Raw genomic sequence first — 13,842 nt, forward strand, 5'->3', positions numbered from 1 at the left:
ACGGTAAGCGCCGGCGGACGGTGCGGAAGTCGACGTACGCGCGCCACGCACCGCTATGGGCAGCGGGTCCGTCTCGCCGGGCGTGGTGCTCCCGGCCAGTACGGGGGTGCCAACGGCGACCTCTACGTCCACGACTGACCCATCCGTTCCCGTTCCAGAGTTTGATCTTCCACTTCAGAAAGCAAGGGGCGAGCGGCCCGCCCCGATCGTGTGTACCCCTCTCCGTACCGCCGTACTGGGGTCCCGGCTGGCGTAGCGTGGCAGGCGCAGAAGGCCGTGCTGTCACGGAAGGGGGAACCGGACGATGAGTCAGTCGGTGGCGTACGGTGCGGCGGGAGAGGAAGGACACAGCGCCATGGACGAGACGACGAGCTGGAGCACGCTGATCGACGGGCAGAGGGTGCGGATCCCGGCGACGATCGACGGTGTCCGCCAGGTCCTCGCCGACGATCCGGTGCGGCTGGCGGAGTTTGAGCGGGAGCTGGGCGGCACCCCGGCCCTGGAGCTTCCGGCGTTCCTTGCGGCGTACGCACTGCCCCAGCGGGCGTGGGATGAGATCGACGTGACCATCGAGCGGTTGCGGGCCGGGGACTTCTCCGGCTGCACCCCGCTGGAGGACCTGGACGACGCGGTCGCCGGACCGGAGGCCCGGTGAGCCGCTACCGGATCCAGTTCTCCGATCAGGCTCTCGCCCAGCGCCGGTCGATGGACGCGCAGGGCCGTGCCGCGGTTGACGACGGGATGCGCCGACTGTCCACCGACCCGTACGGGCAGGGCTCTATCCCGGCGCCGCGCAGCCAGGGCAAGGACCGCCGGATGCTCACCCTGCCGAAAGCCATCGTCATCTACTGGGTCCACGCCGACGTCCTGGTCATCACCGCCGTCGACATCATCCACTGAACAGCGCAGTGAGAAGAACTGCCAGATCCGGCCTCAGATGGGCCGACTGATCTTCGAGCCATGCGATGTGGCACTGTCCGCGCCCACCAGGCCGGCATCCAAAGCCTCCATACCCCCGGCGCCGTCCGGGGTCGAGGGTGGCCTGGGATCGGCGGGGGATTCACCTCCACCCCAGCCACACTCACTGACGTCCTGGGCGTCGAACCCGGACAAGCCGAGCACGAGCAGATGAAGAAGGGAATACCCCCGCGGTGCGCGGGACCACATCACCGGTCGCCTGTGGGAAGCATTACGGGGTCGTTGGCAAGTCTCTTGGAGCTCCCGGCATTTCGGGTGGGGTCTCCGACGAGAAGTCAGGTGTTCGGTACTCGGTACCGAACACCTGACTGTTGCGGACTGAAGTTATCTCAACCTGTTCCGGTTGAGACGACAGCCCCGTGGTAGGTTTCGGCGATTTGCATGCATACCCTCCGTGATGCATCTGTGCGAGGGTCCGCGATGAGACGGCCTTGGCAGATACCGGTGAGATCTTGCAGGAAGATCGCGTCGACGCGGGCCTTGGCTGTCTGTTGGAATTTGTCTTCGCCTAGGACTTCTCGGTAGTTGCGGTACCCGAAGTCGTGCCGTATGCACGCGTTCGCAAAATCGAATCCGGCGACAGAGTCGGGGGCAGGGGAGTTGCATCGGTTGGTCGTCCAGTTGAACCCGTACTTGTCCGGTTGTCCGCGCAGGTGGTTTGAGATGGTGTTGAACCAGTCCTGAGTGGCGGTCTCACCGGGAGCAGTCAACTCGTTCAGGCGTTGCATTTTTTCCTCGGAGCTGGGCAGATCGCCGGCTTCCGTTCCGATCTTGGTCCAGTCGGCGCCTCGGCCGGTCCACTCGGAGACGGTGGTGGTGTCGGGGCTAAGGCCGTAGATGCGCGTGTCGCTGACGGTAAACCCGGCGCCAGCTTCTCCGATCTTGGTCCATGAGTCGGGCTGACCGTTGTACCTACTGATCTGTCCGGTGCCGGGGTCGGTGGCGAAGAGGCCTGCCCCGCCTGCATGCAGGTCTTTGGCCGGTCCGCCGATCTTGGTCCAGTCGGTGCCCTGGCCGGTCCACTCGAAGATCGCTGTGCGGTCGGGTGTGAGGCCGTAGAGCCGGTCGCTGGTGACAGCGAAGTCCGCGCCCGCCTCACCCACATGCGTCCAGTGGTCGGCTTCGCCGTCGTACTTGTTGATCTTTCCGGTTTCGGGTTCTGTCACGAAGACTCCGGCGCCTCCGACGTAGAGATCTTGCGCCGGTCCACCGACCTTGGTCCAGCCGCGGTCGGAGTGCTCGTAGACGGCGGAGTGGTCGGCAGCGAGGGCGAAGAGACGGTCGTCCGGGGTGGCCGAGATCTGGCCCAGCGACACAGGGGCCGACGCCGCAGAGACCGGCGCTACAGGGGCCAACGCCGTGGGCGGGTCGTCGGCCGCTGCTGCTGCTATGGCAGTCAGCAGGCCTGCGGTGAGGGCGCCGGCGAGCAGGAGTCCGACGCGTCGCACGATCGTCGGCGGTTCGCCGGGAGGGCGGGACCGGGTGCGTGTCCCGGTCAGGAGGTGGAACATGGGTGTCTCCCTCAGTTGTGGTGCACGGTGTGGTGCCGGGGCGGTGGCTTCGCCGGTGCAGGCGCCGGGAAGCCACCGGTGGTGTTCCGTGGTGGTTCAGAGCCACTTCTGGGCGGGTGAGCCGTCGCAGTCCCGCTGGTGGGTGATCGCGCCGTTGGCGGTGTCGCCGTTGTTGATCTGGAGGCATTTGCCGGAGTTGGCGTTGATCAGGTTCCACCCGCCGCCGGGTGCGGCCTTCTGGTGCCAGCGCTGGGTGGCGGAGCCGTTGCACTGCCACTGGTTGGCGTTGGCGCCGTTGTGAACGGCGTCGGCGCGGACTTCCAGGCACAGGCGGGAGTTGGCGTTGGTGAAGGTGGTCTCTATGCCCGGGCGGGAGCTGGTCCAGTACTGGGTGGCGGACTTGTTGCAGTCCCACTGACTCGCGAGGTCACCGTTGCTGGTGGTGTCACCACGGATCTCCAGGCACTTCCCGGAACTCGCGTTCACCCAGTTCCGTGTCTCCCGTGCCGGGTGCCCGGTGTCGGGCGCCGGCGTGGTGGGAGAGGCCGGCGGGGTCGGTCGTACGGGCCGCTTCTTCACCGGCCGGTCCGGAGCAGCGGGGGTGTCACGGGTGCCGGGCGCCGGCTGAGCAGGCGGGGGCGGTGGGGTCGGTCGTACGGGAGGGTTCTTCACCGGCCGGTCCGGGACAGCCGGGGTGGTGGGGGTGTCGATGATGTTCTTGTAGCGCAGCGCGGTGTAGCTGCTGGTGGGGTGGCCGGCGAGCCGGGCTGCGTGGATGCTGCCCTCGGCTTTGTGTGTTGGACGAGCACGGCTGCTCTGCTGGTAGTACGTGAACTCGCCCCGCGCCTGGTTGGTCCAGCCGCCGAAGATGAGCACATGTCCGGTGGCGTTGAGGATGTCGCCGGGCTTGAGTTCGGCGGTGGGGATCCGGGTGGCCACTGACGGCAGGGAGTGGGTGCTCAGGCTGGATTTCAGCTGCCAGGCCATGGAGACATAGCCGGAGCAGTCCTGCCGGTAGCGTTCCCCGGTGGTGGAGTCCGGCCAGAAGCTGTACGGGGCGCGGAGCCCGTTGGCGCTGTAGGGAACCTTCTGGTCCACCCATGCCTGGGCCCGCTTGATCACCTGGTCACGGGTGACCTTTCCCCCGGCCTGGATGCTGCTGCCGAGGGTGCGGGTTAAGGAGACCGGGGAACCGCCGGTCCGGGCGCTGCCGACGGGCGCGGGAGTGGGAACGGAGATGCTGCCCAGGAGGGCGGCCGTGAGTGTGGCCGAGAGCGCGGCCGTGAGCAGGCCGGCTACGCAGTTCCTCAGCGGGCGGGCATGTATTCGGGACATGACTGTCTCCCAGAGGTGTGGTCAGTGCCGGGCGGATACGGATACGGAAGGGCTGGGGCCCGTGGTGAGGGACTGCCGTATGGGGTACGGACTGTCCAGCTCCACCGCCGCCGCACCGGTGCTGTCCGCAGTGGCCCGGTGCCCGGCCGGGTCCGGTATGTCACCGGCACTGCCGAACACCCCGAGGCCCAGAGCGAGCAGGAGGGCCGTGAAAGCCAGACGGATCCCTCTGTTACGCCCGGCACAGGGGTTGATGCGTGGAACAGTGACCATGCGCGCTCTCCAAGTGGCGGAATCCGGTGGAGACACCCACGCTGCGAGCTGATCTGATTGGCCGCCAGAAGACGGGACGAAGAGCGCAGGCCGATCGCGGACAACCCCGATTGGCAAGCGGACACGCGGGGGTGGCATGGGCAGGGCAGGACGTCCACAGGGAGACCCGAAAGGGGCGACCACACAAAGCAACGCACTGGCACGGTTCCTGTGCGAGATCACCGACGGCGTCACCGTCCGGGAACTCGGCGAGCGCTACCGGACCAGCAAGACCATCTGGAGCGAATACCGCTCAGGCATCAAGATCATCCCCTGGCACCGCCTGGAGAAGATCGTCACCGACCACGTCCGGGACGCCCGCGGGCGCGCGGCGCTGCTGGCGAAGGCCCGTCATCTCCACACCGAGGCGTCGGAGGCCGAGCAGGGACGACGCCCTCCCGCCGCGACCACGGCCGCCCAAGCCCAGCGGCAGGCCGAGACCGACCTGGCCCACGCGGAGAAACTCGCCCAGGCACTGCTCCGCATCATCGCCACACTGCAAGAGCAATTAACCGGCACCACAGCACCATCGGCCAACGCCACCCCAGCCGCCGCGTCCGCCCCGGCAACGGACCTCGGTCCAGACACACACGGCGCCCGGGAGCGGCTGCGGCAGGCACAGGCGAAACTCACCCGGGTCGAGGAGATCCGCACCACCGCCCAGGAAGTACAGGCCACGGCCCACGAGCAGTACCTGAACGCCGTCGCCCCGATGACCGCCCTGCCGTCTACCGAAACACCCGGTCCGACCCGCACCGCGCCACTGCCAGCTCCGCGAGGCGACATCGATCTGGAGATCCGGCTGACCCGGCTCCACAGCGACGTGCAGGCGGAGCATCAGAAGGTCGCCGCCTTGTGGGGACAGATCAGCCGGCTGCCCATGGACCCCATCGCTGTCCTGGGCGAAGTCCTTGGCCGTGCGGACAATCCCCCGACCAGCGCCAACGCCGATTCCGGCTCACCCGTCAGCCGCAGAGGCCGCTGGCCGGGCCGGATCCTGACCACGTTGGCCATCGTCACGGTGGCCACCAGCGCCACAGCCGGCACCATCCTCTACCTGAAACCGGAATCGAGCCGGCACGACATCGCCGACCCTCCACACACACCAATCACCACCCCCACAGCACCAGCCCCCGCGACACCCGCCGCCCAAACGCCCACCCCCACAACCTCCCCACCCGAAAGAGCGGCATCATCCCCATCAGGCCGCAGAACGCAGACCTCACCCCACACACCCGATCCCGCGCGGACACCGAGTCCCTCACCCAAACGCAGCACCCCAGAGACGGTCGCCGCCGACCCGCCCCTGGCCACGTGGTCGAACGGCAACACGAACAAATGTCTGCAAGTGGACAGCGGAGCCATGGTCAACGGCGCTGGCATCGTCCAGTGGCCATGCAACGCCGAGTTCTGGCAGCAATGGAGGGCCACCGTCGGCGGCACGCTGACCACCATCACGAACCACAACTCGGGCAAGTGCCTGGAGATCCGCGGCGGCGGCATGGCCGACGGCGCGGGCGCCGTCCAGTGGGAATGCAACGGCGAGACCTGGCAGCAATGGCGCGCGACCCGCAACAGCGACGGAAGCTACCGGATCACGAACCACAACTCGGGCAAGTGCCTGGAGATCCACGGCGGCGGCACAGCCGACGGCGCGGGCGCCGTCCAGTGGCAGTGCAACGGCGAGCTCTGGCAGAAATGGTGGTGATAGCCACCACTGTTTCCATATTCCAGGCCCAACCTCAAGAGCCCTGAGCGGCCACAGGGTCACGCCATCGGACTGCCGGGCCAGCTCAGAGCCCAGACCACGCCCGGTCCGGGTCATCCGTGGCCAGGAGGCCGGGGCCGGTCTACGGCGAAGCAGGCACCGCTCCGGAACCGTTGCCGGGGACATCGGACGGCGGTAGTCGAAGTGACTCCTCGTTCCCGACAGCCATGGGAATCTCCACGCCGCCAACCCAATGGCAACACAAAGTGATATTTCGTCACATTCCATATTCATCAAGCACGTTGAGGAGCTCAGATGTTCTCATCCTCCGTCAACATGTGGGTCATCGCGGCTGTATGGGTCGCCTTCGCTCTCGTCCCGGTCCGGAACTCCTCAGCCCGCCGGATCTGGATCGTCCTCACTCTGGCGATCTCGGCGTTGGTGGTCGGCGGAACCGTGGTCGCGGCGGCACAGGAAGAAGACGACACCTACACCGACCTGATTCCCGACGTCCTGCTCATCTTCGGACCGGGCGCACTCGCCGCCCTGATCCGTCTCGCACTCTCCAAGCCTGATCCCACACCCCCGACAGCGTGATGCCGGTGCTTGGCCTCGTCCGTGCCGCTCGCGATCCGCAGCTGGTGTTTGACCACATCGACCAGTACGGCGAGGTGTCGGCCCGGCGCCTGTTCACCGGGCGGCTGGTGAAGCAGGCGCGGTGGATGTCGGGCCTCGGGCACCTGAACCTCGGCTACCTCGTGTGGGGGCAGCCGTGAGTGGCGGCGAGGTGTCCGGCGTGGACCTGGCCCGGGGTCGCCCTGCGGGCCACGATGGAGCAGGTCCGCCGCAACGATCGGCCTCGGCACCGCGCTCGGCGCAGCTCACGGTGTGCCCCGAGTCGCCAGCTGGTACGACGAAGACCTGGCTGGAGCAGACCCGAATCATCACGACCGCCGACACCGCGGCCAGCCGCACCGTTGTTCGCGCCCTGCGGATCCTTGCGCCGCCAGTGCCGATACCTGAGCCGTGCTCCGCCGATCCCGGCGCCCACGAACGTGCCCGCCAGGCCGGTACGCACATGGGAGACCGCCTCGGACGGCTACCGCCGCACGCTCGCCGCGCACCAGGAGCACAGACGCCTCCGTGACAACGACATGGACCTGTGACCCGCGCCGCCGCAGAACGCCAGAGCCGGGCTCTCGTCCGGCGCCGCGAGCCGGAGGAAGCATGCGGGGCCGGTGCTCGCGGTGCGGGCTGCCGGGGCCGGGGTGAAGCTGAGGTCATGGCGAGTCCCCGGCTGGTGGTCTATCCGCCCGATGAGCGCGGGTGGCGGCGGGTGCGCTGGGACGGGCAGATCCTCGGCACCGCCTACCGGGTCAGCGATATCGCGGTGTTCCTGACGGCGGCCGGGATGACCGGTGCGGAGGACCTGGACCTCACCGACCCCACGGTCGTGGAGTGGCGCGGCGGCGGGCCGGAGACCTGGGCCGAATCCCCGCCGTAGCCACCTCGGCCAGGCGCGGGACCTTGGTGTGAGCGTCGGAGAGAGGGCGACCGGCCGCACCGGTCCGTCTGGCCTGGAAAGGGAACGCCGTCGATCAGCGGCTTGCGGTGGGCGGCGCGGTTGCGCGAAGAGTCGTCAACCGAGGGCCTGTGGCGCCGTCCGTTTCGGTGGTCTCGGGCCTGATCGCCTCCGCGGCGAGGTGGCCGGGCTGCTCTGGCGCTGGGTCACCGCGGTTGGAAGCCTCCTACTTGGGGGAGGTCTCCGGGGATGCCGAGGGTGGCGGCGGTCAGCAGGACGCTGCCCCGGCCGGTGGGGCCGGTGGCGCTGCCGGGCAGGACCCACATCCCGCCGCGGTACCTGTCCTCGCCTTCGGCGCCGACGATCAGATCGGGGTGGCCGTCCGACCGTACGTCGCCGACCGTCAGGGTGAGGCCGAACCCGTCGCCCTCCTCCGACGCTCCGACGACCAGCGCGGTCTCCTGGGAGATCTGGTAGGAACCGGCACCGGGTGTGCCGGTCTTCCGGCCGGGGACGACGGTGACCGCCCCGGCACGTTCACGGCCGCTCACCTTCTGCCCCGGTGCGCCGACGATGATCTCACCGAGACCGTCCTTGTCCAGGTCGGCGATGGCGACGGCGGTGCCGAACCCGGTGTACGGCGTCGAGGTGCCGGGGACACCGGGGGTGTCCTGGGTGATGCGCACCGGCCGGGTTAGGCCGTCGACGCGCCGAACAGGTCCTGGGACTCCGCCCCGTCCGGAACACCGGGAGTGTCCTGCGTGAAGACGACCCTCCGCGCCGGAGACACCCCAGTCCTGGAACCGTAGAGAACGACGACCGCACCCGCGCCCCGGGCACGCCCCACCGTCGCCGTGGGGGCCGGGACGACCAAGTCCTGGTATCCGTCGCCGTTGAAGTCCGCGGGCGCGGCGACCGGTTTGGCCATCGCGACGCCCGGCAGACAAACCGTGGTGGCCAGGCCGGTGCAGACCACGGCGACCACCGTCGCCCAGCGCCGTCTTCGTACCGTTCCCATGCCGTGTGTTCCCCTCCTGATGGATCGTGAACAGGAGAGTACGACGACCTCCCCGAGCACCCTGCAACAGGACCCCGTCGGCATGGGGGCTCATTCGTCTTCCTCGGGTGTGGCTCAGGCTGGCCATCTGAGCTGGCCGTCCACGACGGCTGGGAGGGACATCGGTGTCTCGTCGGTGACCCAAGCGAACTCCAGGGCTGCGAGCGTGGCTCCCCGGTTTGTCCACACGAGGATCGCGCCGACGTACACGCCGGACGGGTCATGGACTGGAGCGTCTACAGGCACGAGCCCGTCCGGCAGCGCCGCATGCTCGCAAGGCCCCTGGACCCGCAGGTCGACGCTCACGGAGCCGGCCCCCCAGACAGCGGTCACCTCGGTACGGTCCAGCTGGCTCCGCAGCTGCGACGCACCGACGAACTCCACCGACAGGACGTGGTCAAGCACCGCACGCTCGTCAACATTCAACGGGCGCGGTTCGACGGACAGAGGAGTCATACCCTCCATTCTGGGTGAAGGGGGTAACCAGCCCAACAACAGAGGCCATCTGAGGTCGGTTCCGCCCTGCGAGCGGGCGTGTCGGCGGTGGCGGCTTCGCACGAGCTGGCAGCCCGGCGAGCTCGCCGCAGACGAGGACCTCGACGAAGCGGCCGACGCCGTGATGCTGCCCTCCCCGCGCGGCCCGGGGCCTCGGCCAGGCGGAGGGCGGCCCCGACTCCGTAGCGCTGCGCCCACTGCTCGATGAGCGCCTGGCGCCCGGGGTCCGCCCGGTCCGGGAGGCCGTCCGGCTCGGCGCCGCCGACCTCCGGATCAAGGGTGGTCATCACCGATCCTCCGCCAGGGAACCGGGGTGGCCGGGGCCTGGCGGTCAAGGTGGTCACCAGCAGCAATGACAGCGGCGAGGCGGACAGCGACCGCCGAATGGCCCGGTTCACCTGTAAGAGCACGGTCCTCGGCGGGCGCTGGTGAACGGACAGAACCTAGCGAATGAGCCTGCTGATACCCGAGCCGGACCCACACGAGCGGGTGGGGAAGGGCAGCGTCCGCGACTCACTTCTGCCCCGCGCCCCTGGTGTCGTCGGTCACGGCCGCTGTCGGCCTCGGGCACCGGGAGGGATTCGCGTCTCGGTGTCGTGGCTGCTTCCGTGGCGTATCCACGGCCATCGCACCACCCACACGGCGCAGGGGCCGATCAGCATGGACAGGAACCACAGCCCTACCGTGAAGGGGGAGTACAGGATGTGGTGGTAGCGCATGGGCACCAGGGGCGCCGGGAGGAGGAGCAGCATAATCAGGACCGCCCAGGTCGCCAGGGCCGCTCCCAGCGCGCGGGCCACAACGGCACCGGCACGTCTCATACCTGCGCTCCCCACTCTCGCCCCGGTCGGGAGCATAGGCGCCATCCCCCGCGCCCCGGGTACCCGCCTCCCCCAACCAGGCCTTCGGCTCCCGATTCCGGGCACCACCGCAGCCAGGTCACAGCCAGCGCCTGGGACGATGGACATGCTCAACGGGGCGCACCAGCGGCCAGCAGGGGCCACCCGTCGTCCGCTAGCCTCGCCCCTCAGCGGAGCGTGGCGGTCAGTTCGTCACGCACCCGCGCGCGTCCGCGTTCTGCACAGCCGGGTGGACTGCAGCGAACTCCGCCCTGCGGAGCTCTGGTGAGGCCGCCGCGCGTTCGCCCTGACGCTGCGTCGGACCTGCCGCTCCGGACTTGCAGGCCAGGCACTGCTCCTACTACGGGGGTCGGAGCGGCCAGAACGTCTCGGCGGTCACCACTGTGTGGTGGTAGCCGGTACCGTCATCATGGACCAGTGACCACGTGGATGCGTTGCTACTGGGGCGAGGAAGACACCTGGTTCTACTTTGAGGTCGGTGCCGACGGCTGGGTGACCCGGCAGGTCGACCTCCAGGGGCCCGGGCTCACCCCGGTTACGGCGGCCTCGCTCGCCGAGTGGCAGCGGGCCTACGACACAGGCCACGCCGATGAGTACGACAGCAGGTTCGGGATCATCGCCGAAACACCGGTCTCGGAATGGGAAGACCACGACCCCGAGCAGCTCACCTCTGGAGAGTTCGAGGAAGTCTGGGGTACTGCCCGCCTTCGCATCGCATCCCGGCCCGGCTGACCTCTCGGCTCCGCTTCTTGGCATCATCGCGGCATGACCTCGACGCTTCCCCGCACTGTCCGAGCTGTTGACACCGCTCAGCTCCTGGACCTGGCCCAGGAGGCCGCCATGCACGGCTTCAGCCAGCGGCTGCCTGTCGACTGGCTCCGAGAGCACCTCGCCGCAGAGGCGACGCACTACCTGTTCCCGACACTCGTACAGCGGCTCACACACCGTCCCGAAACGCCGCTGCAGTGGAGGTGCCAGCAACTGCTGACCACCAGCACCGGCGAAGAGATCTTGGGCCTCCTCGATGTCCTCCCCCACACCTTCGACAAGATCCCGGAGACCCTGGGCACGGCGTCCAAGAAGGACATCGTCAGCCGCATCGAGCGGGCAGTGTCCGTGCATGAGTGGGTAGAACGGATGGCTGCTGATACGGCCCCCGAGCAGATGCCACAGAAGGGCGAGGTGTCAGCAGATGCCGCTGCGGAAAAGACCATGACAGATTCAGGCTCTGCTGCTCTACCGCAGCGTGCAGGGGCTCAGTCGTGGGTCTGATCAACGGAGTGAAGATCGGCGGCGGCTTGGGTTTGGAGGGGGTGGTGGTGCGCTGTGAGTGTGCGCAAGGCGGCGCTCAGCACCGTACGAGCATCCCCGGGGCGGTCGAGTCGGAGCAGGACGCGGCCGAGTTCGAGCTGGACGGGTCCGCTGCGGGCGGGCGAATCCGTCTGCTCGAAGATGCTCAGCGCTTGGCGCAGGGAGGTCTCGGCCTCGTGCCAGTGGCCGAGTGCGGTGTAGTCGTTGCCGAGGTGCCGCAGGGTGATGGCCCGGTAGATGTCAAGGAGCTGGGGGGACAGCCCGGGGTGGCCTTCTCGGCACAGTTCCAGAGTGTGGAGGTGCTGCTGGAGGGCTTCTCCGGGGCGGCCGTCCTGGCGGAGGGTTTCACCGAGAGTATTGAGGGTGCTCAGCAGGGCGAGTTTGCCCTGGATGGTGGGGTTGTCACGGTGGTGGTCGGCGGAGGTGCGGAGACGGGCGACAGCTTCGCCGGTCAGGCCGAGGCGGCGCAGGGCGCCCCCGCCGTATCCGAGGGCCCAGCCGGTCTGGAGCGGGTCGCCGCAGGCACGGGCGGCGCCGAGGGCACGGTTGGCGGCGTCGAGGGCGGCCGGGGGGTCGTGGGCGCAGATGCTGTGGGCCCAGGCGAGGTAGTTGAGGTGGCGTGCCTCCTCGCGTTGGTTGCCGAGAGAGCGGGCGGCGTCGGCGGCGCGCTGGAAGACGTCGGTCCACTGAGCCCAGTGCTGGGTGAGGTCGGAGAACCAGTGCATGGCCCGGGCGGTGTCGATGACCTGCTGGTGCCGGCTGGTGGTGTGGGCGTGGTCGAGGGCAGCGAGCCACTGGTCCCGTTCGGCTTCCAGCCAGGCGCGTGCCTGGTCTCGGCCGGTGGGTGCGGTGGCGGGGTCGGGGTCGCCGCTGGGAGTGTCGTGGCGTTCGGCGTCGAAGTGGAGGGCGGTGGTGGTGGCGCGGGCGAGCATCCACGCGGCTGTCCGGTCCAGGGCGGTGTCGTGGGTCGCCTCGTCGTCCTCCGCGTGGAGTCGTTCGGCGGCGAACAGCCTGAGGAGGTCGTGGAACCGGTAGCGCTCCGCTGTCGGGTCGGGCTGGAGAAGCCCTCGGTCGCACAGTCCCTCCAGGCGGAGTTCGGCGTCGCGGAGCGGGATGCCGGAGAGGAGGGCGGCGGTCTCGGGACTGAGGTCAGGGCCTGCGGCGAGCGTACAGCGCCGCAGGAGTCGTCGGGAGGTGGCGTCGAGCTGCTGGTAGGAGAGGGAGAAGGCGGCGCGGACCTGGAGGTCGCCGGTCTGGAGGGTGTCGAGTCGGCGTTCCTCGCGGTTGAGGAGGGTGGCGAGTTTCCTGAGGGATTCGCGGGGCCGGGCGGCGAGGCGCTGGCCGGTGATGCGCACAGCGAGCGGGAGGCCCCCGCAGCTGTCGGCGAGGTCGCGGGCGGCCTGGGCCTCGCGGGCCACGCGCTCCGGGTCGACGATGCGAGTGAGGAGTGTGACGGCTTCCTCGCGGCACAGCAGGGGGAGTTCGGCCCGGTGGACCGCTTCCAGGCCGGTGAGGGCATTGCGGCTGGTGACGATCGTGAGGCAGGAACCGACCCCGGGCAGCAGGGGGCGTACCTGGTTCTCGTCGGCGGCGTTGTCGAGGACCAGGAGCAGACGGCGGGTGGCGGTGAGGGTGCGGAACATGCCCGCGCGGTCATCCGGGTCTTGGGGCACGGATTGGTCGGGGACCTTGAGGGCGCGCAGCAGCCGGGCCAGTGCGTCGCCTGGCCGGGTGGGCTCGTCGTCCATGGCGCGCAGATCGAGCCAGTACTGCCCGTCCGGGAACCGGGGGGCGAGGCGGTGGGCGGCGTGGACGGCGAACGCGGTCTTGCCCAGGCCGGGAGCCCCCGCGACGACGACCACGGGCGGATGGGCTGGGTCGAGGGCCCCGGCCAGGTTGTCCAGGGCGATGAGGGCGGGGCCCCGGCCGGTGAAGTCCCGGGCGTCCCTCGGCAGCGCCAGGATCCCCGGTGGGGGGCCATCGGCTTCAGGAGCGGGCAACCTGCCCGGCGCGGACGCCGCCTCCAGCAGCCGGGTCTCATCAACATCGAGGCCAAGTGCCCGGGCCAGGGCCTGGATCGTGCGGCGTTGCGGACTCTGGGTGTGCCCCTGCTCCAAGTAGGTCAGGGCCCGCGGGCTCACTCCCGCGGCGTGGGCGAGCTGCTCCTGGCTGAGACCGGCGTGCAGGCGCAGCGCGCGGAGGCGCTGTCCGAAACCCTCGGGCGTCGTGGTGGTCATAGTCCGGCTCCTGCTGCACGCACCCGGAGGTGTGAAGGCGATCTTCCCGCAGAAGTATCGCAGTCCTGTTTTTGCGGGTGGTTCTGCCTGGTAGAGGCCACGGGCCGGTGGTGGACTCGGCGCAGATGTGCGTCCTTGGCGAGCCGCCCGCGAAGAAGGGCGTCGCCCATCGCTGCCGAGGGCCTGAAGGAAAGAGCACGCTGTGCCTGGTGATCCAAGAACCCTTCCCGCGCCACCGCCTGACGCTCTGCCGGGGGCCGACCGGAGGCTCTCCCGCGGGCGGATGCGCGCCGTGGTGTCTGGCGTGGTGGCGCTGGCCGCCGTGTCGGCGGTCATGAGCCCGCTCGGCTCCGGACTTGTCTCCCAGGCCGGCGGGCCTTTTGCCGCCGCGCCGTCCCCGGACCCGGTCCGCACAGAGGGCGGGGGGAGTGAGGGCGCGATCGCTGCTGCTGCGGCGAAGCCGCAGCAGCAGGCTTCGCCCATGCCGACGGGGCCCGTCTCCTCGACGGACGTCGC

The 13,842-nt window shown here is 69.4% G+C and carries 15 protein-coding genes and 1 pseudogene; 10 read left to right on the forward strand and 6 right to left on the reverse strand.

The features are described from left to right. Window positions 1–355 precede the first annotated feature (355 nt). Window positions 356–655: a hypothetical protein gene (locus ACFVIM_RS01535; RefSeq protein WP_384297203.1), complete on the forward strand. Its 300-nt coding sequence runs from the start codon at window positions 356–358 to the stop codon at window positions 653–655. Next, the gene (locus tag ACFVIM_RS01540; RefSeq protein WP_384297204.1) at window positions 652–900 is read left to right on the forward strand and encodes a hypothetical protein; all 249 of its coding nucleotides are present in this window, start codon (window positions 652–654) and stop codon (window positions 898–900) included. Before ACFVIM_RS01535 ends, ACFVIM_RS01540 begins: the two co-directional genes overlap by 4 nt. Before the next feature lie 407 nt (window positions 901–1,307). Here ACFVIM_RS01540 and ACFVIM_RS01545 read toward each other — a convergent pair whose 3' ends face one another. Together ACFVIM_RS01545 and ACFVIM_RS01550 are read right to left on the reverse strand one after the other, a co-directional pair. After that, window positions 1,308–2,489 carry a phospholipase A2 gene (locus ACFVIM_RS01545; protein WP_384297206.1) on the reverse strand — a complete coding sequence of 394 codons (1,182 nt, stop codon included), beginning with the start codon at window positions 2,487–2,489 and terminating at the stop codon, window positions 1,308–1,310. 96 nt (window positions 2,490–2,585) lie between these two features. Further along, complete coding sequence (locus ACFVIM_RS01550) at window positions 2,586–3,824, reverse strand: RICIN domain-containing protein (RefSeq protein ID WP_384297207.1); 1,239 nt, start codon at window positions 3,822–3,824, stop codon at window positions 2,586–2,588. A gap of 409 nt (window positions 3,825–4,233) precedes the next feature. Here ACFVIM_RS01550 and ACFVIM_RS01555 point away from each other — a divergent pair, with 409 nt between their 5' ends. The 4 genes from ACFVIM_RS01555 to ACFVIM_RS01570 all read left to right on the forward strand — a co-directional run bounded on the left by ACFVIM_RS01555 (window position 4,234) and on the right by ACFVIM_RS01570 (window position 7,348). Next, a complete protein-coding gene (locus ACFVIM_RS01555) occupies window positions 4,234–5,844 on the forward strand; it encodes an RICIN domain-containing protein (protein ID WP_384297209.1) in 1,611 nt (536 codons plus the stop codon). A 315-nt stretch (window positions 5,845–6,159) separates the two neighbouring features. Next, window positions 6,160–6,441, forward strand: a complete 282-nt coding sequence (locus tag ACFVIM_RS01560; protein WP_384297211.1) for a hypothetical protein — start codon at window positions 6,160–6,162, stop codon at window positions 6,439–6,441. Window positions 6,442–6,446: 5 nt separating this feature from the next. Then, window positions 6,447–6,620, forward strand: a complete 174-nt coding sequence (locus ACFVIM_RS01565; RefSeq protein WP_384297212.1) for a hypothetical protein — start codon at window positions 6,447–6,449, stop codon at window positions 6,618–6,620. A 506-nt stretch (window positions 6,621–7,126) separates the two neighbouring features. Then, on the forward strand, window positions 7,127–7,348 hold the full coding sequence (locus tag ACFVIM_RS01570; RefSeq protein WP_384297214.1) for a hypothetical protein: 222 nt from the start codon (window positions 7,127–7,129) through the stop codon (window positions 7,346–7,348). 224 nt (window positions 7,349–7,572) lie between these two features. Here the strand turns inward: ACFVIM_RS01570 and ACFVIM_RS01575 are convergent, their stop codons facing one another. The 3 genes from ACFVIM_RS01575 to ACFVIM_RS01585 form a co-directional block, all read right to left on the reverse strand. Next, complete coding sequence (locus ACFVIM_RS01575; RefSeq protein WP_384297215.1) at window positions 7,573–8,052, reverse strand: FG-GAP repeat protein; 480 nt, start codon at window positions 8,050–8,052, stop codon at window positions 7,573–7,575. Between the two features lie 8 nt (window positions 8,053–8,060). Next, on the reverse strand, window positions 8,061–8,384 hold the full coding sequence (locus ACFVIM_RS01580; RefSeq protein WP_384297217.1) for an integrin alpha: 324 nt from the start codon (window positions 8,382–8,384) through the stop codon (window positions 8,061–8,063). A 114-nt stretch (window positions 8,385–8,498) separates the two neighbouring features. After that, window positions 8,499–8,879: a hypothetical protein gene (locus ACFVIM_RS01585; RefSeq protein WP_384297219.1), complete on the reverse strand. Its 381-nt coding sequence runs from the start codon at window positions 8,877–8,879 to the stop codon at window positions 8,499–8,501. Between the two features lie 318 nt (window positions 8,880–9,197). Between ACFVIM_RS01585 and ACFVIM_RS01590 the strand changes: the two genes are divergently transcribed. The 3 genes and pseudogenes from ACFVIM_RS01590 to ACFVIM_RS01600 all read left to right on the forward strand — a co-directional run. Next, window positions 9,198–9,350: a hypothetical protein gene (locus tag ACFVIM_RS01590; RefSeq protein WP_384297221.1), complete on the forward strand. Its 153-nt coding sequence runs from the start codon at window positions 9,198–9,200 to the stop codon at window positions 9,348–9,350. An 845-nt stretch (window positions 9,351–10,195) separates the two neighbouring features. Beyond that, window positions 10,196–10,510, forward strand: a complete 315-nt coding sequence (locus ACFVIM_RS01595; protein ID WP_384297223.1) for a hypothetical protein — start codon at window positions 10,196–10,198, stop codon at window positions 10,508–10,510. Window positions 10,511–10,543: 33 nt separating this feature from the next. Further along, a pseudogene (locus ACFVIM_RS01600) lies at window positions 10,544–10,927 on the forward strand (hypothetical protein); the annotation flags it as partial. A gap of 107 nt (window positions 10,928–11,034) precedes the next feature. On the opposite strand, the gene ACFVIM_RS01605 reads toward ACFVIM_RS01600, so the two are convergent. Beyond that, the gene (locus ACFVIM_RS01605) at window positions 11,035–13,326 is read right to left on the reverse strand and encodes an ATP-binding protein (RefSeq protein ID WP_384297225.1); all 2,292 of its coding nucleotides are present in this window, start codon (window positions 13,324–13,326) and stop codon (window positions 11,035–11,037) included. A gap of 283 nt (window positions 13,327–13,609) precedes the next feature. On the opposite strand from ACFVIM_RS01605, the gene ACFVIM_RS01610 reads away from it, so the two are divergent. Next, window positions 13,610–13,842, forward strand: a 233-nt coding sequence (locus ACFVIM_RS01610; protein ID WP_384297227.1) for a hypothetical protein, incomplete at its 3' end; no start/stop codon positions are given.

The sequence above is a fragment of the Streptomyces sp. NPDC057638 genome (genome assembly GCF_042800315.1).
Lineage (GTDB): Bacteria > Actinomycetota > Actinomycetes > Streptomycetales > Streptomycetaceae > Streptomyces.

Coding starts and splice junctions, on each gene's coding strand:
- ACFVIM_RS01570 (WP_384297214.1), top strand. CDS start 7,127: ATGGCGAGTCCCCGGCTGGTGGTCTATCCGCCCGATGAGCGCGGGTGG.
- ACFVIM_RS01605 (WP_384297225.1), bottom strand. CDS start 13,326: ATGACCACCACGACGCCCGAGGGTTTCGGACAGCGCCTCCGCGCGCTG.
- ACFVIM_RS01545 (WP_384297206.1), bottom strand. CDS start 2,489: ATGTTCCACCTCCTGACCGGGACACGCACCCGGTCCCGCCCTCCCGGC.
- ACFVIM_RS01550 (WP_384297207.1), bottom strand. CDS start 3,824: ATGTCCCGAATACATGCCCGCCCGCTGAGGAACTGCGTAGCCGGCCTG.
- ACFVIM_RS01560 (WP_384297211.1), top strand. CDS start 6,160: ATGTTCTCATCCTCCGTCAACATGTGGGTCATCGCGGCTGTATGGGTC.
- ACFVIM_RS01535 (WP_384297203.1), top strand. CDS start 356: ATGGACGAGACGACGAGCTGGAGCACGCTGATCGACGGGCAGAGGGTG.
- ACFVIM_RS01585 (WP_384297219.1), bottom strand. CDS start 8,879: ATGACTCCTCTGTCCGTCGAACCGCGCCCGTTGAATGTTGACGAGCGT.
- ACFVIM_RS01580 (WP_384297217.1), bottom strand. CDS start 8,384: ATGGGAACGGTACGAAGACGGCGCTGGGCGACGGTGGTCGCCGTGGTC.
- ACFVIM_RS01555 (WP_384297209.1), top strand. CDS start 4,234: ATGGGCAGGGCAGGACGTCCACAGGGAGACCCGAAAGGGGCGACCACA.